Raw genomic sequence first — 21,622 nt, 5'->3', positions numbered from 1 at the left:
ATCCGCCACGACAAGAGCGGCGACTACATCAGCAAGGTGACCGGATACGACACCGACTACCGGCCCACCGGCCGTCAGACGGTCATCCCGGCGAACGCCATGACCACAGGTGTCTCCGGGACCTACATGTACGAGTACACGTACTCGGCGACGGGCAAACAGCTCTCCGCGACGTTGCCCGCGGTGGGCGGCCTGGCCGCGGAGAAGGTCGTCACCCGATACAACAGCGACGGCCAGCCCGTGTCGACGTCCGGACTGAACTGGTACACGTCCGACGTCACCTACTCCCCTTACGGCGAGCCGCTGCGCACGGTCGGAGGAGGACGCGGACGGGGAAGTGCTTCTGTTCCCGCTCCTGAGGGACGGTTTCGCCGACCCGCTGGTGATGCCCGCGCTGCGGCGTCCGTCCGCGCACGAGGATCTCCTGCGCCGCTGCTTCGCATGCGTCGATCTCGGCCTGCGCAGCACGGACACGACACTGAACGACGCGTTCTGGTTCCAAGTGCTGGAGCTCCTGCTCGACGACCTGGACGTGCTCGACGCGGCCTACCCCTTCATGACCGACGAGACCAGGGACTACGTCCTGGAGAAACTGACTGACTTCGGAGTCCCGCTCACGCCCCACTGGTCAGCATGGGCCGGGAGCAGCTGACCGGAGCGCTTCGGACGCTGCGGGGCCGGGTGGTCTCCAGGGCCACCGGCCGCTGTCGGTGCCGCCCGGCATGATCCGCGCCATGGACGAGAACGGCACTGTCGCGTTGACTGACCGGGTGGGATGATCTTCTGAAGTCGGCCGCCCGGGAGCGGTCGTCGGACCAAGAAGGCCGGGCCGGGTGCGGGACGGCCATCTCTGCGAGCAGCAGCGCCGCGTCCACGGCCTGCGTCCCGCCCGGATACAGCACCGCCGCCAAGATCGCCCGTGTGGCCACATCGATCGCGATCTGGACGTAGTTCTGGACTGACCGTTGACCGCTGCTCTGGCCCCTCTGAAATGGATTGATCACGACTGCGTTGAGGAGGAGACTCGCCGTCATTCCTGCTCATGCTCGGGACCTTGTCCTGGAACGCTTTCGCTGGATCGGTGGACACGCGGACGTCTGGGCGATCTTCAGGGATCCCGTGACACTCGCGGCCGTGGTTTCCGGTCTGGTGGAACCGTTCAAGGATGAGGGGATTACTGCAGTCTGTGGCGTTGAGTCCCGAGGCTTTCTCCTCGGCGGTGACTCTGCTGCGCAATTCCGTGCGGGGGTGAAGGTGGGCACGGGATGATCGTCTGTACGGTCGTTGTCCTGTCGTGCGGCCGTGGGGGTGGTGTGGATGTCGATGCGGCCGGAGGGGCTGCCGGAAGTCCCGGAGCAGACCGTGATGGTGGCGCGGGCGGCGTTCCCGCAGGGGAGCCTGGCGATACGGGTGCGAGACCGGCTCGCGGAGGTTTTCGCGGACGAGCCGTTCGCGTCGGCGTTCGGGGTGCGTGGGGCTCCGGGTTTGTCTCCGGGGGTGTTGTGCCTGGTCACGGTGTTGCAGTTCGCCGAGGATCTGACCGATCGGCAGGCCGCGGCGATGGCGGTGCGGGCGATCGACTGGAAGTACGCGCTCGGGGCGGAGCTGACGGACACCGGCTTCGATGCCAGTGTGCTGAGCCGGTTCCGTTCCCGCCTGTCCGACAACGGCATGGAACGGGTGGTCTTCGACCGTCTCCTTGAGTACTGCGTGGAGGAGGGGCTGGTCGCGGCCGGGGGCAGGCAGCGGACCGATTCCACCCATGTGATCAGTGCGGTGCGGGACTTGAACCGCCTCGAGCTGGCCGGGGAGAGTGTGCGGGCGGCGCTGGAGGCCCTGGCTGTCGCGGCGCCGTCGTGGCTGGCCGGGCAGGTCGATGTCGCCGAGTTCGCTCACCGGTACGGGCCGCGGGTGGACGGCTGGCGCATGCCCGCCTCGCAGACGAAACGCGACCGGCTCGCGCAGGTCTTCGGCCAGGACGCGCTGGCGTTGTGCCGGGCGGCCTGGTCACCCGGCACACCCCCATGGATCCGTGAGATCGAGTCCGTACAGATCCTGCGGCAGATCCTCGTCCAGACGTACTACCTGAGCACCGACACCAGGGGACGGGAGGTGATCAAGAAGCGGGCCGCCGACGACGAGGGTGTCCCGCCCGGTCATCGCCGCCTCGCCTCCCCCTACGACGCGGACGCACGCTGGGCGGCCAAGGGCGAGGGCCTGTTCTGGATGGGCTACAAGGTCCATCTCACCGAGACCTGCGACACTCCCACCGAAGCCGAAGCCGAAGCCGAAGCCGAAGCCGAAGCCGAAGCCGGTGTCCGGGCGGCACCGAATCTGATCACGGACGTGTGCACCACCGATGCCACCGTGCCCGATGTGAAAGCGACCGCCCCGGTCCAACAGCGCCTGGCCGAGCACGGCATCAGGCCCGCCGAGCACTACCTCGACTCCGGCTATCCATCCGCCGACCTCATCGCCGCCGCGCTGAAACAGGGCACCCGTATGGTCACCCCGGTTCTGCTGGATCATTCCGCCCAGGCCAAGGCCCACGCCGGCTTCGACAAGAGCGCCTTCATCATCGACTGGAGGGCCCGCCAGGTCCGCTGCCCCGCCGGCAAGACCAGCGCGCACTGGAACCCCGTGAAACAGCACGGAACGGACGCGATCGTCATCACCTTCGGCGTCCGCACCTGCCGCCCCTGCCCCTTCCGCGACCAATGCACCAGCTCCGCGAAAGGCCGCCGCATGCTCACCCTGCGCCCCAGAGAGCCAGAAGAAGCCCTCACCCAGGCCCGCGCCGAGCAGAAGACCGAGACGTGGAAGGCCAAGTACGCCCTGCGAGCGGGTGTGGAAGGCACTATCAATCAAGCCCTCGACATCACCGGCATACGCCGGGCCCGCTACCGCGGGCTACCGAAAGTCCGCCTCCAACACGCCTTCTCCGCCACCGCACTCAACGTGATCAGACTCGACGCCCACTGGACCGGACACGACCAGCATCACACCCGCAGCAGCCGGCTCGAACGCCTCGCCTACCGACTCACAGCCTGACCCAGGAATTGCGCAGCAGAGTCGGCGGTGCAGCTGCCGTTGCACTCGGCGCTGGCTTCAATCCCGGTGCGCAAGGCGGAAGGGCTCTTCCCGGGCGACAAGCTTGTGCGTGAGGCGTCCCCTGACTATCGGAATCTGCGTCACACGCTCCGACTCCAGCGTGACTCCGTGGCTTCGGGGGACCGAGTACTGCTTGTGGACGACTGGATCGAGACCGGTAGTCAGGCCGGGGCGGTGAAGGAGATAGTGATCGAGTGCGGCGGTGGCTGGGCTGGGTGCGCCGTCATCGTGGACCAGCTCGACGAGGAAGCTCTCCGGGCGAAGGTCGGCCCCGTCCGAGGGCTGCTCTTCGCGAAGGAACTTGTGGGGCTCGTAAAGTCATCGCTGCTGGTCAGCACCCACTTCCAGGGTGGTCGGTGGAGACTTGTAATGCTGCCAATTCTGGCTCAACCGAGCAGCCCGCAATCGTGCACGACCTCGATGACCGAAGCATGCTCCGCACCAGGGTCCTCGGCGGCATCATCAACGAGCATCGATACGCTGCGTGACCTGCAATGACGACTTTTCGAGCCCCACAGGTGCAGCGGATTCCACGGCGGCGCAGGTAGGCGCGGTTCTTGCGGGAAGAGTACGCCCGATCGGCGCGTACTCGATTGGGGCGGACGCGTGGCCGGCCCGATCCGATGCGGGGTACGCGGACATTCTCCAGCACGGGCTCGAACTGCGGCGAGTCGCCGCGCTACCCGGCCATCACCACGATCGACATGGGCTTTTGGCCCTGCTCGACAGCCACGTGCAACTTGGTGGTGAACCCGCCACGTGAGCGTCCCAGCCCGTGATCACAGGGCTCGGCCAGCACTCCGCCCGGTGGTTCCTTCTGTAGGTCCTCCTACTTCCTGGCCCCTGCCGCATGCTGATGGGCGCGACACACTGCGGAATCGACGCTCAGGTCCCAGGTGATCCCGCCCTTCGCGTCGGCCTGGGACTGAAGTCGAGTGAGGACCCGGTGCCAGGTGCCGTCTCGTTGCCATCGGCGGAACAGATCGTAGATCCGGCTCCACGGACCGTACTCGACGGGCACATCCCGCCAAGGAACTCCTGTCCGAAACCGGAAGCGTATGCCGTCGATCAGCTGCCGCCGGGGCCAGATGGGCGGTCGTCCCACCTTCGCTCCCTTGGGCAACAACGGCTCCAACACCGCCCACTGCGCATCCATGAGATCTCCCCGCGCCATGAACCACGATCATTCATCACTCAAGATCCACTTTCGATACACGCCCTGGCCCCTAGCGGCAACGCCGTTCAGTTAGGCGTGGAAGTCGTTCGTCAAGGCTGGTGAACGAGGCAGCGGAGCTGCTGTAGAAGAGGGATGTCACTCCAAGACATCCTCACCACAGGAGCTCCGCTGTTGGAACAGGCTGCCATAACAAGGACCGTCGGGGTAGCGGCCGGGGTGTTCGCACCGGGGCATATCGGTGAGCTGACCCGGATCGTTCCGTTCGAGATGGTCGATGAGGTGCTGGAACAGACCGGTGCGGTGCAGCGCAGGGTCCGGCTGGTGCCGGCGCGGGTCACGGTCTACCTGCTGCTGGCCGCGGCACTCTTCAACGGGCTGGGCTATCAGCAGGTTTTCGACCGGTTATGCGCCGGGCTGGCGAGCCTGGCACCAGTCCGGCCCAGTGGCAGCGCTCTTCGCCAGGCCCGCCAGCGGCTGGGGCCGGCACCGATGAAAGCCCTGTTCGACCTGGTGAGTGGGCCTGCGGCCACGACCGCTGCCGCCGGGCGATGGCGGGGTCTGAGGGTCGTGGCAGTCGACGGCACCCTTCTGCCGGTCCCGGACTGCCCGGCCAACCTTGCGGTGTTCACCCGGCAGCGGCTCGGCAACGGGATCTCGGGCTACCCGCAACTGCGTCTGGCCGCGCTGGTGGCCTGCGGGACCCGGTCGGTGATCGGGGCCGTGTTCGGTCCGGCCACGACCGGCGAACTGGAGTACGCCCGCCGCCTGGCGGTGGACCTGCGGGCTGGGATGCTGCTGCTGGGCGACCGGAACTTCGCCTCCGCCGCATTGCTGAACCAGCTGGCCGCCACCGGCGCCGATCTGCTCGTGCGCTGCAAGACGAACCGGAAGCTGCCACCGTTGGTCCGCTGCCGTGACGGCTCGACACTGACCCGGATCGGTCCACTGACCGTGCGTGTCATCGAGGCCGAGATCAGTATCCGCACCGCCCAGGGCACACGCACGGGCCATTACCGGCTGCTGACCACCCTCACCGACCCTGACACCCACCCGGCCGGTGAACTCGTCCGGCTCTACCACGAACGCTGGGAGATCGAGACCGCCTACGCGGAGCTGAAGTCCACGATGCTGGGCGGACGCGTCCTGCGGGCCCGCACCCCGGACGGCATTGAGCAGGAGGTCTGGTCCCTGCTGACCGCCTACCAGGCACTGCGGACCGCGATGACCGACGCCACCGACAGCATCCCGGGCACCGACCCCGACAGGGCCGGCTTCTTCACCGCCCTCGCCGCCGCCCGGGACCAGCTCGTCCTGGCCGCCGGCATCATCACCGGCACCGACATCGATCTCGTCGGCACCATAGGCCGTCACGTCCTGGCCCACCTCCTGCCCACCCGGCGGGTCCGCACCAAAGACCGCATCGTCAAACGAGCAATCTCCAAATACAACGCACGCGGACCCGCCATTGACCGGACCACCTACAAAGCCACCATCAGCATCAACATGCTCACGAGCAGCCCTTGACGCCCCAGACCCCGCCCTAACTGAACGGCGTTGCCCCTAGCGGACCTGATCGGTGGGTGCCAGACCGGACTCCCAGGCCCAGGCGGCGATGCCGACCCGGTTACGGACGTCCAACTTGCGCTGGAGGCTGGCCACATGGGACTTGACGGTGGCGAGCGAGATGAACAGCTCCTCGCCGATGTCGGTGTTGGACAGCCCCCCGGCCACCAGCGCCGCGACCTCCTCCTCGCGCGGCGTCAGCGGCTCGGGGGGCGGCTTCCCCTCCCCGAGCACCGGTGGGACGAGCCGGTGCAGCATGCGTGCGGTGATCTGCGGGCTGATGAGGGCGTCGCCGGACATCGCCGCACGTACCGCTTCGACCAGCAGCGTCGGTCCGGAGCGTTTCAGCAGGAAACCCGAGGCTCCGGCGCGGAGCGCGGTGTGTACGTACGCGTCGAGGTCGAAGGTGGTGACCACGACGACCCGTAGCGGCGGGTCCGCGCCGGGTCCGGCGAGCCGCCGAGTCAGTTCCAGGCCGTCGAGACCCGGCATCCGGATGTCCGCGAGGAGTACGTCGGGGCGGAGCCTCAGGGCGGCGCCCAGCGCGGTGACACCGTCTGCCGCCTCGCCGATCACGGTCATGTCGGGTTGGGCGTCCAGGACGAGGCGGAAACCGGCGCGGATGGTCTCCTGATCGTCCGCCAGCAGTATCCGGATGGTGCCGGTGCCGCTCATGCGACGGTCCCCTCGGGTGCCGTGTGCCGGGCGCCGGCCGTACGTTCGTGCCGGCCGCTGGTCGGTGCCGCGCTGTCGGGCAGCGGGAGCGTGGCCGCGACCTGCCAGCCCGCGGTCCCGTGCGGCCCCGCAGTCAGCGTGCCGCCGAGAGCCTCGGCACGGTCGGTGAGGCCCGCTAGTCCGAGACCGCCCCGCGAGCGCTCCGGGAGCGGAGAGGTCCGCTCGGCGGTCCGGGCCCCGGCCTCAGCGGCATCGGTGACAGTGAGATGAAGGGCCGTACCGCCGCCGTACGGAACCCGCCGGGCGGCGATGCGGACGGTGACGGCAGCGGGAGCGTGGCGGCGCACGTTGGTGAGGGATTCCATCACGATGCGGTATCCGGTCGCGCTGACCTGCACGGGTAACCCTTCCAGCACACCGGCGGGCACATCGAGCCGGGCCGGAACGGTGCCGGTGCGGGTGAACCGGGCTGCCAGGGCGGGTAGTTCGCCGAGGTCGCGCTGACGGTCGCGGGTGCGTGCGGCGCACTCCGCGCGGGGCGGCCGTCCGGACGGCTCGGCGGAGGCGTCGTCCGAACCGGCAGCATCCCCTTCACGGTCCCGGTCCTCCTGTGCGTTGAGCGTCCGGACCGTGCGGTCCATCGCGGCCAGCGCCTGCATACCCGCCTCCTCCATCCGCGGCAGCAATTCCACGGCCCGCTCGGGGTCCTCGCGCGCCAGGAGCCGAGCGGCTTGGACAAGGACCACCACCCCCATGACATCGTGCGAAGCGAAGTCGTGCAGATCACGGGCCACTTCGAGAAGCTGCTCACGACGCTGGTCCGCGAGCGCCCGGCGCCTCCTGGAGTCCTGGCCGCGCAAATACCCGCCCAGCGCCGCGGCGCCCGCCGCCAGCAGGGACCAGAACAGGCACAGCACGCCGATCTCCGCCGCTGCCGCAGGCGGCGTCAGATGCAGGCCGATCCGCAGCGGCAGCACCGCGACTGCCGCGCCGAGCACCATGGCGCATGCGATCGCCCCGGCCCGCCCGTTCATCCGGCGCACCGTCGGCACCAGAAGAGCGAGCAGCGCGCACGTCTCCACGGCCCACCACCAGCCCGTGGCATTGACAACCGGCCCCTGGAAGCAGGCCGTCAACATCAAGGAGGCAGCGGCGGCAAGCCACGGCCGCCGGGCTGCAGGAGGCAGCGGCAGGCGGGCCGCCGTCGCCACTGCCGTACCGGCCGTCACCAGACCCACGGCGACGATCGCGACACCCGCGGTGGACGCGGTCGCCCACGCGGCGGTGGACAGGCCCAGGAACAGAAGCCCGCCGAGGACGCGCAGGACGGGCAGGTGTCGATCGCTCATGAGCATCGACCCTATGAGACGCGGTGGTTCGCGCGGATGGCGCCCCGGGACCGGGATCAGTCCCGCTCGGTCCACCACGGCCGGGTCCCGGACAGGCTTCGCAGGGCGTTGGTCGCGCAGTGCACTTCCCCGCCGACGGTACCGAGGTGGTGCGAGTAGGCCCAGTCCTCCACCCAGAAGATCCGGGTGCCCGTGCCGCTCAGGGCCTTCTCGGCCGCCCGCTCGAAGCCGTCCCGGCCGTCGGTCTCCGGGGCGTGCTGGCGTGGCGCCAGGTAGACCCCGGCGCCGGTGCTCACGCCGTTGGCCGCGCCGGGCAGGTAGTTGGCAACCACGTCCCGGCGCGGATACCCGGCGGGCACGTCGAGCCGGTTGAAGAGAGCGGGAACACGGACGACATGGCGTTCCGTCAGCCCCGCTTGCTCGCGAAGGGTGCGCAGAGCGGAGTCGATGCCCTTGCGGGCGATCTCCGTGCCCCGGGTCAGTGAGGGCTTGCGCAACGCGTCGGCGACCGTGAGACGGGGATCCTCGGTGTCCTCCGGAGCGATTCCGCGGACCAGCGACTCCCCGCCCCGACCGCGCTCCACGAGATCTTCCAGCAGTTTCCGTCCCAGGTCGGGGTCGGCGACAACGGCCACCCAGCCCCGGTCGTTCCTGGCCGGGACGAAGGACAGGAACTCGTCGATGTGACCGACCCCCAGCCAGCTGGTGTCCACCGATATCGGCCGCTGGTAGCCCTGCGCGGCGAGCATCCGGGTGAAGGAGGCGTCCGGGGATTCCTTGCCTCCCGTACCACCGTAGATGACCCGGCCCACCGGGTAGCGATGGCCTCGCCAGGTGTACGGCGGGACGGTGCCGAAGTTCCCGGTGGAGCTGAACGAACCGTAGTACAGGCTGTCGTCGCTGCCTACGCGCTGGGGATCGTACTGCTGAATCACTCCCGTGCCGGGACCGCGGAGCAGCGGGAACACGCTCCGCGAGGCGTCCCTGAGCGGGAAAGCGGGTGTGGCTGTGCCGGGCATCACGTCCGCGGACCGCATGATGACGGTGACGTGGTGTTCCCGGCCGCCCGGCGCGGGGATGGACGCGTAGGCGGTCTTGAACAGGTCCTGCATCCAGACATCGCCGCCGGTGGGGTAGTTGTACAGCGGGGCGGGCAGCCCGGCCCGGTCGAGACCGCGTCGCAGATCGCGGCGGAACGTGGCTTCCCCCGGTTGCACGGGCCGTGGCTGCACGGCGGGTTCGTAGTGCTTGCCGCGCTCCACCTCGACCGGCGAGGTGCTGTGATCGGCCGTCATCATGTGCTGTATCGGCATCAGGTCGTGCTGGAACACGAGTGGCGCGACCCGTAGTCGTACCCGGTCCTCGGTCATGGCGCCACCGCGTTCCACCTTGAGAACGATGTCGGTGAAGCCCGCCCACTTCTGGGGGTCGCGTACGAAGTCCGTGGCCTCCACGCCCAGCCGGATGCCGTGGCGCAGTTCGCCGGTGGTCAGCCGGTCGTCGGGCCTCAGCGGAACCATACGGCCACGGCGCTCGGCGAAGATCCGGACATGCTTCCGGGAGGCCGGGTCGGCAGCGACGGTGGCGGTGGTGCCGGCCATGGCGCGCGGGGCGGCGTTGATGTTCACCGGCGCGAGGTCCGCGAGGTCGGCAGGGCCGTTGACCACGGTGTCCGTGGCATCGTTGCAGTCCGCCAGGCGCTTGTCGGGCAACCGCGCGCCTCCGGGGCCCGCGGTGGGGCAACGCCGCTGGTCGTCGTCCACGTTGGGCAGCATGAGCGCACCGCGGCGGCGGGTCCAGGTGTCCTTGCCGGCGTCGTCGTCCGGAGTGATCAGGCCGTCCCGGTTCGTATCCGCTCGGATCACCGGGCCGGGAGGCGCGGCGTGCGCCGGTTGTGCCGGGAACGTCCCGGTCACGACCGTGAGGAGAGCGGTTCCCAGTGCACCCGCGCTCATGGGCACAAGGCGGCAGCGCCGGTGGCGCGGGCGCCCGACAGTGCCGGAGCCGGTGGCCGAGAGAGCCAACAGTGTTTCGTCGTCCATGGCCCCACCCTCGGCCACGGACCGTGGACGGGGCATCCACCCGATGGCTAGTTCCCGGGCGGGAGACGACGGCCACCTCATCCTTTCGGCGGATCGGCCGACCGGGACGTGCGCGGGCCCGGCGAGGCAAGCAGCATCCCGCTGGCAGCACCGTCCACAGCCACCGTTCCTCCAGCCGCCCCGGCACACCAGGAGCGCCTCGGACCGCTTGACCACACCCAGCGTGAGGTCCTCGCCCACCTCCCGCGGCTGTTGCTCGGTGGGCCACGACTGGCTGCGTAGGTTTCAAGCCCGGCGGGCGCCGCCGCGCCACCCCAGGTGCTCGGCGTTTCTGTGGCCGAGGGCTGATCGGCACGTGGCGGAACGCTGACACCAGGTCAGCCACGGCGTGGCGGGACCAGGCCGGCCTCGTACGCGGCAATGGCCGCTTCCACCCGGTTGCGTGCGCCCAGCTTCGCGAGCACGGCGCTGACGTGCGCCTTCACCGTGCCCTCGACCAGATGCAGCCGGCTCGCGATCTCCGCGTTGGACAGCCCCGTCCCGAGTCCGGCCAGCACCTCGCGCTCCCGTTGTGTGAGCCGCTCCAGCGAGCGGTGGGGATGTGCCGCCCGGTGCGCGCGCAGCCCGGCGATGACCCGGCCGGCGACCCGCGGAGACAGGTAGGCCCCTCCCGCTCCCACCGCCCTTACCCCGTTGAGCAGTTCCCTCGGGTCGTCCGCCTTCAGCAGGAAGCCGTCGGCGCCCTCTTCCAGTGCGCGGGTGACGTACTCGTCCTGACCGAAAGTCGTCAGCATGATGACACCGACGGCCGTCAGCTCCCGGTGAAGCCGCGCCACCGCCGTCAGCCCGTCCAAGCCGGGCATCTGGATGTCCAGCAGGACCACGTCCGGCCGGTGCCGACGGGTGAGCGCAATGGCCTCGTGCCCGTCACTTGCCTCGGCGACCACCTCGACGTGCGGGTCCCTGGCCAGGATGGCCCGTACACCCGCCCGGACCATCGCCTCGTCGTCGGCCACCAAGATCCGGACCGGCTGGCTGCTTGGTGTCGTCTGTTTCACGCGGCGAGCCTACGGCCAGCGCAGCACCGGGTGAACGGCGAGCCCTACAGATCAGCCCTGGGGGCGGGGCACACCCCCCACGAAGGGCAGGACGCCGCTGCCGTTCGACCAATGGGCGCCGGCGCCGCGGACTTCTAGCGTCGCTTCTGTACGGGAAACGAGGCGGCCGCCCCGGGCCGGGCCCACCACGCGTCGGGCATGCCGCCGTCGATTTCCGCGTGCTGTATTCCGCGGTCCGCGACCGACACGAAGGAACTCTGTGATCACCCTCCGAGGACTCACCAAACGCTACGGCGACACCCTCGCCGTGGACGAGCTGACATTCGACGTCCAGGCCGGCCGTGTGACCGGCTTCCTCGGCCCCAACGGGGCCGGGAAGTCCACCACGATGCGCATGATTCTGGGCCTGGACCACCCCACGCGCGGGCGGGCCCTGATCGCCGGCCGGCCCTACGCGGAACTGCGACGGCCGCTGTGCGCGGTCGGCGCGATGCTGGACGCCCGGGCCGTCCACCCGGCCCGTTCCGGCCGCACGCACCTCGTCGCCCAGGCACGGGCCAACGGCATCCCGGTACGCCGCGTGGACGAGGTGCTGGAGAGGGTGGGCCTGACCAAGGCGGCCCGCCGGCCGGCAGGCACGTACTCGCTCGGCATGAGCGGGCGACTCGGGGTGGCGGGCGCCCTGCTCGGCGATCCGCCGGTGCTCGTCCTGGACGAGCCGGTCAACGGTCTCGATCCGGACGGCGTGCGGTGGATCCGCCGGCTCGTCCGTGACCAGGCGGCCGAAGGACGCACCGTGTTCCTCTCCAGCCACCTGATGAGCGAGATGCAGCTGACGGCCGACCATCTCGTCGTCATCGGACGTGGCCGGCTGCTGAGCGACACCTCCATGACGGAGTTCCTCGCTGCCGCCTCTCCCGCGTCGGCACGCGCCGTGGTGCCCGACCCCGAGGAGAGGGCGACGCTGGTCCGCCGCCTGATGGCGGCTGACGGGGTGAGCGTCGAGACGACCGCGTCCGGCGAACTCACCGTCGAGGGCCGCACCGCAGTCGAGATCGGCGACCTGGCCCACCGCTGCCGAATCCGGTTGCACCAGCTGAGTGACGTGCGGGTCTCGCTGGAGCAGGCGTACATGGACCTGACCGCGCGCAGCGTCGAGTACACGACGGGCGGCAGCGGCGCGGACACGACCGCCGTGGCCGCGGCACCGAGCGAAGGGGGACGACAGTGACCACGGCGACGACACCCGGCAGGCGGACGGACCCACCCCGGGCCGTGCCCGACACTCCTGGCCGGTGGACACCCGATGGCTTCACCGGGGTGATCGCCTCCGAATGGACCAAACTGTGGTCCGTCCGAGCCCCCTGTCTCTGCCTTCTGGCGGCCCTCGCGATCACGGGCGTCTTCACCTACTACTACGCTTCGATCGCCCGCATCAACGAGCATCCGATCCAGCCCGTCGGGAACGCGGCGGCCTCCTCCGCCGTTCTCGTCCAGTTCGCCGTCGTCGTCCTGGCCACGGTCGCGGTCACCTCCGAATACTCGACGGGAAGCGTGCGGGCTTCCCTGCTGTCGGTGCCCCGGCGGCATCGGGTCCAGGCGGCGAAGGCACTGGTGACGGCCGTGGTCGCGTTCGTCGCCGGCACCACGTTCGCAGTCGTGGGCACGGCGGTGGCCTGGGTGGCGTTCGACGGACGGGCCTCCTTCGCGGTCGGCCCGACGCTCCTGCAGGTCCTCGCGGTCGGTCTCTACCAGGCGCTGGTCGCCGTGCTGGCCGTCGGGGTGGCGTTCGCCACGCGCCACCCGGCCGGCGCGCTCTCGATCCTCGTCACACTCCTGTGGGCACTGCCGAGCGTGCTCCTGGGGCTCGGAGGCCCGGCGCTCGCGGACGTCAACGACCATCTGCCGCACGGATCCGGAGACCACTTCATGCGCCTCGGCGCCGAGGCCCCGTACACGCCAGCGACGGCGGTCCTGATCGTAGCGGCGTGGGCCGCGACCGCGCACCTGATCGGCCTGTACGTGCTGCGCCGCCGGGACGCCTGACCCGGCGTCCGAACCGGCCCGGAAGCGCTTACCGTGCCCACCCTCTCGCCGGGTGTCCGGGCCCGTCCCACAGAATCGACCCGGGCAGATGAGAACATCCATCGGAGGGACGGTCGACGCGCCATGCCGCACACGCGCATACCCCCAGCCAGGTCCGTGCTCGGCGACGTTGGCTTGTGGGGCGTGCTCGCCGCCGCCACCGGCTACGGGTTCCAGGAAGCGGGCGCAACCGCCTCGCTGGCCTTGGACCTGCTCCTCCCGTTGGCCGTCCTGGCGGTGGCCGTGCCGCTGTCCCGCCGCCGGCCGGGGGCCGCGGTCGTCCTGGTCAACGGGCTGTGCGCGCTGGGCATGGCCGACTCCGCGACCCCCGGCAACGCCCACGTCCTGTCGCTGGCCGCCCTGAGTTGCCTGCTGGGCGCCCGGGTCGCCGCGGCACGGCGCCCCCTTCTGTTGCTCGCCGGGTGCCTCGCGGCCGATCTCGCGACGTGCGTGGTGCTGCGGACACAGGCCGTGTGGTGGTTCTACGCGCTGACCGTGCTGCCCGCCGCCCTCCTCTTGCCCTGGCTGGCCGGGCGGCACTGGCGTGGCCGACGCGAACTCGTACGGGAGGGCTGGCGGCTGGCCCGGAGCCTGGAAGAGCGGCAGCACCTGGTCGCTGAGCGGGCGCGGCTGACCGAACGCGCGGACATCGCGGCCGACATGCACGACTCCCTCGGCCACGCCCTGAGCCTGGTCGCCCTGCGCGCCGGGGCCCTGGAACTCTCCCCTGACCTCACCGACCGCGACCGCACCGATCTCGCCGAGCTGCGCGGGACGATCACGGACGCCGTGGAGCAACTGCGGGAGACCGTCGCCGTCCTGCACGACCCGCCCGGAACGGAGACGGGTGCGGGCCTGCCGGTCAACGACACCGTCGAGGACCTCTTCGGACGGGCGGTCGCCTCCGGAGTGCCGGTGCGCTGGGAGCGGCGCGGGGCAATGCCCACGCTGTCCCCCCTGGTCGAACGGGGGATGTACCGGGTGGTGCAGGAGGCCCTCACCAATGCTGTGAAGCACGCGCCGGACAGTGCGATCCGGGTGCGGATCACACACGAGGCCGACCGTACCCGCGTGAGCGTCGTGAACGCCGCTCCGCCCGACAGGCCGGCGCACGCGGCCGAAGGCCCGACGGCCGGCGCCGGCCGTCGGGGCCTGATGGGGCTTCGGGAGCGGGTGACGGTTCTCGGGGGCTCCTTGCGGACCGGCCCGTATCAGGGCGGGTTCCGCGTCACCGCCGTCCTTCCGCACCAGGCCACGGCCCGCCCGGGGACACCGGCGCCGAAACCTGGGACGGCGCCCGGAACACAGGCCAGGTCCCGCGGGCGGCACACCGAGTCCGCATTGCCGTCCGGAACTGCTCTTCACCCAGCCCCGGACACGGATACCGGCACACCGGAATCCGCCATGCGGCTCGCCTCTGTACGGAGCGCCGCCCGCCGCCGCTCCATCGCCGCCTTCGCGGCGCCTGCCGTCGCAGCCGCCGTCTTCGTGCCCACCGCCGTTTACCTGGCCTGGCAACTGACGACGAGCGTGCTGCCGCCGTCCCGGTTCGACGAGCTGACCATCGGCCGGCCGCGCGCCGAACTGGCCCCTCTGCTGCCGGCCCGCACCTACCCCTACCCGCCCGACCACGCCCATTCCGCACCCCGGCCGCCCGGCGCCACGTGCGAGTTCTACCGTTCCGGCCGCGACCTGTTGGACGAGGTCGACCTCTACCAGCTCTGCTGGTCCGGCAACACGCTGGTGACGAAGGACACCGTGCCCGCAAGCCGACCCTGACCCGCGACATCTGCCCGGCCCGTGGCCGATCGAGGAGTACCTTCCTGAGATCCGGCAGCTCGAACACGCCCGCTTCGCACCGCTGTCCACGGTGGTGGAAGCCCTCGAAGCGCACACAGTGCTCCCGTTCCCCATTCCGCGCGACTTCACCGACGGCTTCCAGATCGCGTACTGGCGGCGTCCGGAGCACCACCTGGACCCTGTCATTCGACAGGCGAGTTCCACATTCGCCCAGCTTCCCGCGTCCGTGGTCGAACCGGCGATCACGCGACTTTTCGCGCAGGCCTGGCTTCAGGAGCCTGGCACCGGCGGCATGCCGACCTGCTGACCCGGGACGCCGTCGATCATGGCTACCGCCTGCTCATCGCGGGCCGGTGATTCCGGCACGGCATGACGCAGGCGGTGACGGCTTCGCACCCGCTCGGCGACCTTGTGCGACAGGTGGCAGAACCGCTTGTCGCCGCGGAAGGTCACCGGCAGCGGCTGGGGACAGAGGATGCAGCTCGCAGCGGCGCACCCGCCCAGCCATGCCGCCCCGGTCATGCGGGGACCGTCGCGCGCTTGCTCTCGGGGGCGCGCTGACCGGGCGACGTCGCGGACCGGGCGGTCAGGTCCAGCTCCAGGCGGCTGTTCATGTCCGGCTCGAACCGGCCGTAGGGGTTCACGTGCGTCCAGAACAGTGGGGACAGCGCCCGCCGGTCCGCGTCGGTGAGCGTGTCGGCCCACTTCGGGTCGTCGAGGACCTGCCGTATCAGCAGCGTGTCGACGTGAACCGGGGCGGACTGGAGCAGATGGAGGGCGAGCATCGACACCTCCTGGGACTCCTTGTCCTGCCCGGCCAGGTCACCATCCTTGCCGTAGAAGAGGTCCTTGTTCGCGCTGTTCCAGTTCTCCACGACCTGGAGGCCCTCGTGGATCTCCTGGCGCAGATCGACGTCTGCGAGGTAGTCACAGACGAACGCCGTACGCTCCGCCCGGCCCAGCTCCTCGATCGCCTGGTAGGCGGGGTACTTGGGGCTGCCGCGGGTGAAGCGGCGCAGGACCTGCTCGGCCTCGGTGGTCCCCAGGCGGAGCGCGGTGGTGTACTTCACGATCCGGACGTACTGCTGACGGATCAGGTCCCAGTTGATCGTCTTGGTGGACAGCACCGGTGCGAGGTCCGGCAGTGGTGATGGGTCTTGCCTGCGTCGATGCCGACCCGGACCGCGGCCATGGTGCCTCCGTGCGAGGGGGTGTGTTGGTTCCTCCCGACGGACGACCTCGCTGTCGATTCCCTACGGAGGGATCATTCGCAATTCCTCATCGGCAGCCGAGTCGTCGTGGGGCGTCGGGCGGCCAATCGATGGAAGCCACAAACGGCAGAAGTTTGAAAGCCACACCCGACGCCCCCGGGTGGGAGAACCATACGAAGGGCTCGCCCTGTCCCGCAGACAACATAGGGAAGTTTGATTTCCCCTGGTCGGAGCCTCGCTGCTGAGCGGCCTTGCACCCTGAGAGGATCGGGGGCATGACGGACTCCCCTGTGCAGGTCAATGCCCTCATCGTCGATGCCACCGACCCCGAGCGGCTCGCTGTGTTCTGGTCCGAGTTGCTCGGCAGGCCGGTCGTGGGCCGCATGGGCCCGTATGTATGGCTTCGGCGAGAGAACGGCCTCGGCCTGGGCTTCCAGCAGACCGACGAACCCACATCGGGCAAGAACCGCATGCACTTCGACATCACCTCGCCCAACCCCGCAGCCGAGCAGCAGCGGGTGGAGACGCTCGGTGGGCGCAGACTGGAGCAGTACGACGAAGGGGGGTTCCTGGTGATGGCGGACCCTGAGGGCAATGAGTTCTGCATCATCCCGGAGGGCACCTTCGAGCTCGACGACGAAGGACGCGCGAACTACCTCGGCTAGGGCCTGTCCGGCGACAGGCCCTAGCAGGACCGTTTGTCCCTGGGGGCGACGTCCACCGCCTGGCCCTGCACGGCCCAGGCGCCGTTGCCGATGTCGACGACGGCCTGCGGGAGGCCATCGTCTCCGGCCGGTACCGTTGCCGCGGGTTTCGTCCGTACCGCCCCGGCGTTACCGTGAGAACACACGCCAGCAACGCCCAGGAGTCCCGGATGAGTCAGCAGCCGGCCACCGCGCCCGTACCCGACCGCCAGCCCCTCGATGAGCACGCCGCCGCATCGGTCCGGGCCTACGCGGCCGACCAGCGCGCACGAGTCGACGTCCTCGCCTCGGTGCTGGAGGACATCGCCGAACACGGCTACCCGGCCGTAGAGTCCGGCATGCTGTGGGAGGACGCCCGCGACGCCCACCTCGCCCGCCTCGCCGACGAGCAGCCCCGTGTCGCCTGAGCACGCACCGCGCCGGTCCCAGGTCGTCCTGGTGGAGCCCGCGCTCAGCCAGCTGGCGAAGCTCACACCGACCGAGACCCACCGCCTGGACCGCGCGGTCGTCGCGATCAGCGCCAACCCCGAGATCGGTGCCCCGGTGCCCGACACCCTGCTGCGCGACTACAAGGACGAGATCGACGGTGTACGGGTCATCTACTTCGTGACGGCCCTGAAGACGATCACGATCGTGGCGTACGTCGAGGCCTGAGCAGCAAACAGCAGCGCCCCCGGACCCGTGACCGGGGCGCTGCTGTGTCTGCTGCACGGTGCGGTGAAGAGGGTGGCGGGATGCCGCTCGGTGTTCGGCTGCGGTGTCGGTGGTCGGAGAGCGTTGACACTGCGAGGCCGCGGCTCGGGCGCTGCTCGTGCAGCGGACCGGCCGTAGCACGGGTCAGATGCTGCCGGTGGCCCCCGCTGCTCCATCGAGCTCGGGCCCTTCCTCAGCAGAGTGCTGCGCAGGATTGCACGGCGGTCGGCGGGGCGCGCTGTCGCCGGCGTCCTCACCCGTCGCCGGGTTGCACGGAAACCCGTGCACATCAGACGAGGTGACATAGAGTCATCTGCGACGGCATGGGGGGTGCGGGTCGGTGATGACCGGGCATGTGGATCCACAGCACATCGGTCCGTACACGGTGCTGCGCAGACTCGGCGGCGGCGGAATGGGCTTGGTGTATCTCGGCGTCGGAGGAACAGGGCGCGCCCACGGTCTCGCGGCCGTGAAGGTGATCCGCCCCGAGTACGCCGAGGACCGGCAGTTCCGGCGCCGGTTCGCACACGAAGCGCGGACCTCGGCACGGGTCTCCGGCCCCGGTATCGCGGCGGTGCTGTCCGACGGGGTGGACGAAGACCCGCCATGGCTGGCCACCGAGTTCGTCCCCGGCCCTTCACTGGGCGGGGCCGTCCGTACGTACGGGCCGCTGGACGTGCGCCGGCTCGGCGTCCTCCTGGCGGCGGCCCTGCGGCAGATCCATGCGTCCGGGCTGGTGCACCGCGACCTCAAGCCGTCCAACGTGATGATGGGTGACGGCGGCCCGGTGATCATCGACTTCGGGATCGCCCGCGCCTACGAGGACACCCGGCTGACCCGGACAGGTGTCGTCGGAACGTCCGGATACATCGCTCCGGAGTACCTGCGGCACGGCCGGTTCGACGCCCGTTCCGACGTGTTCGCGCTCGGCGCGGTGCTGGCGTTCGCGGCGTCGGGGCGGTCGCCGTACGGAACAGGCCACCCGGCGGCCGTCGACGTCCGGGTCCTGTCCGAGGACCCGGACCTGACGGGGATCGATCCGCCCGTGGCCGACCTGCTGCGCGCTTGTCTGGCCCGGGACCCCGCCGAACGCCCCACACCGGCGAGGCTCGAGGCGGCGCTGTCCAATCTGCCCGGTGGGGCGCCGCCCTGGCCGCCACCCGCGCTCGCCGCGGAGATCGCCCGCCAGACCAGGGAGGCCGCCGAGCAAGTCAGCTATGTGCCGACGGTGGTGGACCCGGCCGCCGACCCTCTGCACGGCACCCGGACCCGTACCGCAGCACGGCCTGTGCCGCCGGTGTCGCAACCACAATCGCAGCCGTCGTCGCAGCGGAGTCTTCGGCCGGACCCGCCCGTGCTGCAGGGGTTTTCGCCGCCGACGGGCTCCGGCCGCAGGCGGCTGCCCCGCCGAAAGCTGCTGCTCGGCCTCGCGGCGTTGTCGGCGACCGGAGCCGGGGCCTACAAATTGGCCGGAGTCTTCCAGGAGGAGCAACCGGACCCGAGGCAGAACTGGCACTTCGCACCGGGGAGTGAGATGGGCGAGGCGGTGATGGCGGGCGGCACGCTCTATCTCGGGAGTTACAAGAACAGCAACCTGTACGCGGTCGACGCGGCCACCGGCCGCCGACGGTGGGCCTACACCGCGGAGAGCGGCATGGCCGAAAAACCTGCGGTCCTCGGTACCACGGTCTTTGCGGCGAGTTCCGAGGGCAGGCTCCACGCGGTCGACATCGTTACCGGCCGCGGCCGCTGGGACATACCGCTGGCCAGTCTCGGAGGGGTCTCAGTGGCGGCGGGCGACAAACTCGTTTACGCCCGCGCCACAGACGGCTACCTGTACGGCCTCGACCCCACCACCGGCCGCCGGCGCTGGCGCTTTCAGACAGGGGAAGGCATGCCGACGGGCCGGACCCCCGTCGCGGCAGACACCGTTTTCGCCATGACCAACAGTGGCGTGCTGCACGTCGTGGACGGCTCCACGGGCAGGCGCCGATGGAAGTTCTCCGGCACCGGCGACACGACCAGCGGATCGCCTGCCGTCCACGGCGGTACGGTCTGCCTGGGCACCCGGGAACACTGGGTGCACGCCCTGGAAACCGCCTCGGGCAGGCAGCGCTGGAAGCGCCGGCTCGGGGGCAGCATCAATGACGTCCACGTGCAGGGCGACGCCGTCTACGCCCACTGTCAGGACCAGTTCCTCTACGCCCTGGACGCGAGGACGGGCAAGCAGCGCTGGCGGTGCGAGATCGGTGCGGGCACCGAGGGAGTCGCCGTCGTCGGGGACACCGTCTACGCGGGGAGGTCCCATCCGAGCAAGCTCCTGGCTCTCGACTCCCGCACGGGAAAGACGCGCTGGGAGGTGCCGCTGAGGGATCCGTCCGCCCTGCCGTGGAGCGAGGGCGACGCCCGGATCTCCTCAGAGATCCACATCAGCGGCCGCAACGCGTACTTCACCGCTCTCGGTCTGTACTCGTTCCGCATCGATTCCTGACGCGTCGGCTCCGGGTCCCGGGCGCTTGCCGTCACCCTTCGCACGGTGCACCGCAGGGCCGCCCGGCCGGGACTTCCTTGTCGAGCTTGATGAGGAACTTCATCATCGGCAGCACGGGAGAGCGGTTCAGGGCCTGGTGTCGTTTCGTGGGGGTGTAGTTGAGGAACGGAGAGCGGTGTGTGCTGGGGATATCTGGGTTTGGTTGAGACCGTGTGAGTGCGTTCTCGTAGGGGTGAAGCTTCCCCTTGATGTTGGACACCTGGAGACTGGGACGAGGTTCCAGAGGAAGTAGTGTCAGGTGGGAAGCAAGAGCAACCGCAGTAGGCGGTATACGGAGGAGTTCAAGCGCGATGCGGTCGCGCTGGTCCGGTCCTCCGGCAAGACCGTCACCGAGGTGGCCCGGGAGATCGGGGTCAGCGCGGAGGGGCTGCGGAACTGGGTCAAGCGGGACACGATCGACCGCGGGCAGGGGGCACCGGGCGAGCTGACGAGTGCGGAGCGGGAAGAGCTGCGTCGGCTGCGCCGGCAGAACCGTGAGCAGGCCGAGACGATCGAGGTGCTGCGAAAAGCGGCGGTCTTCTTCGCGAAGGAGAGCGATCGATGAGCGAGGTGTACGCGTTCATCGAGGCGGAGAAGATCACCCACCATGTTGCTCTGTTGTGCCGGCTGCTGACGGTCCCCCGTACGCTCCCCGCCGTAGACTTATCAGCGGAGCTTGAGCCTTGCCAGACGCCCAGTTCAGGCGGGCCCCGCGAGATTGATCCCGCCAAGGGCGGCGGGATTGGAGTTTCCCACGGCTCCGGCCATCGCGGGCTCTCTCTCCAATGAGCGGAAGCCTCTGCCTCGCTTTGTGAGCGGTGGAATTCCCTCAGAAAGGATGTGGGCCAGATGAGCCACCTTGTGAGCCAGGCGCCCATCAGTGACATCACACTGGCCGCTTCGGCTGTGCGCTGGATTTTCCCCCTCGGTATAGCAGTGGTCGTAGTCGCTGTTCTGCTTGGCCTCGTCTGGTGGGACGCGCGCCGTCGGTCTCGGGCACGACAGCAGGGACCACGGGCCAAAAGTTCCTCCCGAAGCAGCGAAAACTTGAGGGCTGCAGATGATTTCGGGGAAGGTCTCAGCCCATATGAGATCAACCGTCCCTCTTCGCCAAGGGACGTACCCAAGGATGACAACGGTGGGGCTTTTGGCAGTGGAGGACCCGGCGGCTGACGGGTCGGCGACGTCGGCGGCACTTGCCAAGATCACCGCGCGGTCAAGATCTACTTTCGATACACGCCCTTAAGGCACTGCCCACCGCGCACGGCGCGTCGCTGCGTGTGGTCGTCCCCGGGTGGATCGGCGTCCGCAGCGTCAAGTGGCTCAGGCGCATCACCGCTCAGGCCGAACCGTCCGACAGCTACTTCGCAGTGCCACCGGGGTCGCGAGGAGAACAGAGGCCACGACCGTGAGCAGCAACGTGCTGATGTACATGTCGGTCTGGAAATCACTGAGACCCGGGAAACGGCTGGTGAACGCGATGCCCAACAGAAACGCGAAGACGATCTGCACTCCGGTTTGAACGACCCGCAGCTCCTGCAGCAGCTCGACCAGCTTGCGGTCGGCCCGCTCCGCAGGAATGTCCAGGAGTGCCACCCGGGGCTCCTCCTCCGGCATCAGGCCC

General features: G+C 69.7%; 20 protein-coding genes and 1 pseudogene. 12 read left to right on the top strand and 9 right to left on the bottom strand.

The annotated features are described in order from the left end of the window. Positions 1 to 122: 122 nt before the first annotated feature. Positions 123 to 281, bottom strand: a complete 159-nt coding sequence (locus tag OG520_RS40595) for a hypothetical protein (RefSeq protein ID WP_331749627.1) — start codon at positions 279 to 281, stop codon at positions 123 to 125. A gap of 56 nt (positions 282 to 337) precedes the next feature. Between OG520_RS40595 and OG520_RS40590 the strand changes: the two genes are divergently transcribed. The 3 genes from OG520_RS40590 to OG520_RS40580 all read left to right on the top strand — a co-directional run bounded on the left by OG520_RS40590 (position 338) and on the right by OG520_RS40580 (position 3,609). Beyond that, positions 338 to 652: a hypothetical protein gene (locus OG520_RS40590; protein WP_331747947.1), complete on the top strand. Its 315-nt coding sequence runs from the start codon at positions 338 to 340 to the stop codon at positions 650 to 652. Between the two features lie 665 nt (positions 653 to 1,317). Continuing rightward, on the top strand, positions 1,318 to 3,051 hold the full coding sequence (locus OG520_RS40585; RefSeq protein ID WP_331747941.1) for an IS1182 family transposase: 1,734 nt from the start codon (positions 1,318 to 1,320) through the stop codon (positions 3,049 to 3,051). 195 nt (positions 3,052 to 3,246) lie between these two features. Then, the gene (locus OG520_RS40580) at positions 3,247 to 3,609 is read left to right on the top strand and encodes a hypothetical protein (RefSeq protein ID WP_406016788.1); all 363 of its coding nucleotides are present in this window, start codon (positions 3,247 to 3,249) and stop codon (positions 3,607 to 3,609) included. A gap of 19 nt (positions 3,610 to 3,628) precedes the next feature. Here OG520_RS40580 and OG520_RS40575 read toward each other — a convergent pair. Further along, positions 3,629 to 4,285, bottom strand: a pseudogene (locus OG520_RS40575) (IS5 family transposase); the annotation flags it as partial. A 174-nt stretch (positions 4,286 to 4,459) separates the two neighbouring features. Here OG520_RS40575 and OG520_RS40570 point away from each other — a divergent pair. Further along, entirely contained in the window at positions 4,460 to 5,812 is a 1,353-nt protein-coding gene (locus tag OG520_RS40570) for an IS4 family transposase (protein ID WP_406011716.1), read from the top strand. A gap of 36 nt (positions 5,813 to 5,848) precedes the next feature. On the opposite strand, the gene OG520_RS40565 is transcribed toward OG520_RS40570, so the two are convergent. From OG520_RS40565 to OG520_RS40550, 4 genes are all read right to left on the bottom strand, one after another. After that, positions 5,849 to 6,526, bottom strand: coding sequence for a response regulator transcription factor (locus tag OG520_RS40565; RefSeq protein ID WP_331747935.1), 678 nt, complete (start codon positions 6,524 to 6,526; stop codon positions 5,849 to 5,851). Next, complete coding sequence (locus OG520_RS40560) at positions 6,523 to 7,875, bottom strand: histidine kinase (protein ID WP_331747932.1); 1,353 nt, start codon at positions 7,873 to 7,875, stop codon at positions 6,523 to 6,525. The genes OG520_RS40565 and OG520_RS40560 overlap by 4 nt, the downstream gene beginning before the upstream one ends. Positions 7,876 to 7,931: 56 nt before the next feature. Next, complete coding sequence (locus OG520_RS40555) at positions 7,932 to 9,830, bottom strand: protein-arginine deiminase family protein (protein ID WP_406016715.1); 1,899 nt, start codon at positions 9,828 to 9,830, stop codon at positions 7,932 to 7,934. A gap of 464 nt (positions 9,831 to 10,294) precedes the next feature. Beyond that, the gene (locus tag OG520_RS40550; RefSeq protein ID WP_331749506.1) at positions 10,295 to 10,939 is read right to left on the bottom strand and encodes a response regulator transcription factor; all 645 of its coding nucleotides are present in this window, start codon (positions 10,937 to 10,939) and stop codon (positions 10,295 to 10,297) included. Positions 10,940 to 11,234: 295 nt separating this feature from the next. Here OG520_RS40550 and OG520_RS40545 point away from each other — a divergent pair, with 295 nt between their 5' ends. The 3 genes from OG520_RS40545 to OG520_RS40535 all read left to right on the top strand — a co-directional run bounded on the left by OG520_RS40545 (position 11,235) and on the right by OG520_RS40535 (position 14,839). Further along, positions 11,235 to 12,206: an ATP-binding cassette domain-containing protein gene (locus tag OG520_RS40545; protein ID WP_331747926.1), complete on the top strand. Its 972-nt coding sequence runs from the start codon at positions 11,235 to 11,237 to the stop codon at positions 12,204 to 12,206. Positions 12,207 to 12,250: 44 nt separating this feature from the next. Beyond that, positions 12,251 to 13,021 carry an ABC transporter permease gene (locus OG520_RS40540; protein ID WP_331747923.1) on the top strand — a complete coding sequence of 257 codons (771 nt, stop codon included), beginning with the start codon at positions 12,251 to 12,253 and terminating at the stop codon, positions 13,019 to 13,021. Between the two features lie 123 nt (positions 13,022 to 13,144). After that, positions 13,145 to 14,839: a histidine kinase gene (locus tag OG520_RS40535; RefSeq protein WP_331747920.1), complete on the top strand. Its 1,695-nt coding sequence runs from the start codon at positions 13,145 to 13,147 to the stop codon at positions 14,837 to 14,839. Between the two features lie 291 nt (positions 14,840 to 15,130). On the opposite strand, the gene OG520_RS40530 is transcribed toward OG520_RS40535, so the two are convergent. Next, complete coding sequence (locus OG520_RS40530; RefSeq protein WP_331747917.1) at positions 15,131 to 15,382, bottom strand: hypothetical protein; 252 nt, start codon at positions 15,380 to 15,382, stop codon at positions 15,131 to 15,133. Further along, entirely contained in the window at positions 15,379 to 16,005 is a 627-nt protein-coding gene (locus OG520_RS40525) for a Tn3 family transposase (protein WP_331749503.1), read from the bottom strand. The genes OG520_RS40530 and OG520_RS40525 overlap by 4 nt, the downstream gene beginning before the upstream one ends. A gap of 341 nt (positions 16,006 to 16,346) precedes the next feature. Here OG520_RS40525 and OG520_RS40520 point away from each other — a divergent pair, with 341 nt between their 5' ends. The 5 genes from OG520_RS40520 (at position 16,347) to OG520_RS40500 (ending at position 20,563) form a co-directional block, all read left to right on the top strand. Further along, positions 16,347 to 16,736, top strand: coding sequence for a VOC family protein (locus OG520_RS40520; protein ID WP_331747915.1), 390 nt, complete (start codon positions 16,347 to 16,349; stop codon positions 16,734 to 16,736). Between the two features lie 209 nt (positions 16,737 to 16,945). Further along, positions 16,946 to 17,182: a hypothetical protein gene (locus OG520_RS40515; RefSeq protein ID WP_331747912.1), complete on the top strand. Its 237-nt coding sequence runs from the start codon at positions 16,946 to 16,948 to the stop codon at positions 17,180 to 17,182. Beyond that, positions 17,172 to 17,429, top strand: a complete 258-nt coding sequence (locus OG520_RS40510; protein WP_331747910.1) for a hypothetical protein — start codon at positions 17,172 to 17,174, stop codon at positions 17,427 to 17,429. The genes OG520_RS40515 and OG520_RS40510 overlap by 11 nt, the downstream gene beginning before the upstream one ends. A 382-nt stretch (positions 17,430 to 17,811) precedes the next feature. After that, complete coding sequence (locus tag OG520_RS40505) at positions 17,812 to 19,959, top strand: serine/threonine-protein kinase (protein WP_331747907.1); 2,148 nt, start codon at positions 17,812 to 17,814, stop codon at positions 19,957 to 19,959. Positions 19,960 to 20,257: 298 nt separating this feature from the next. Then, on the top strand, positions 20,258 to 20,563 hold the full coding sequence (locus OG520_RS40500; RefSeq protein WP_331747901.1) for a transposase: 306 nt from the start codon (positions 20,258 to 20,260) through the stop codon (positions 20,561 to 20,563). Positions 20,564 to 21,330: 767 nt separating this feature from the next. Here the strand turns inward: OG520_RS40500 and OG520_RS40495 are convergent. Beyond that, entirely contained in the window at positions 21,331 to 21,594 is a 264-nt protein-coding gene (locus OG520_RS40495) for a DUF6328 family protein (RefSeq protein WP_406016714.1), read from the bottom strand. Positions 21,595 to 21,622 lie beyond the last annotated feature (28 nt).

Origin of the sequence: Streptomyces sp. NBC_00984 (assembly GCF_045162475.1) — a bacterium.
Classification (GTDB): Bacteria; Actinomycetota; Actinomycetes; order Streptomycetales; family Streptomycetaceae; genus Streptomyces.
The sequence above is the reverse complement of the archived record's forward strand: the minus strand, read 5'-3'. Positions and strand labels throughout refer to the sequence as shown.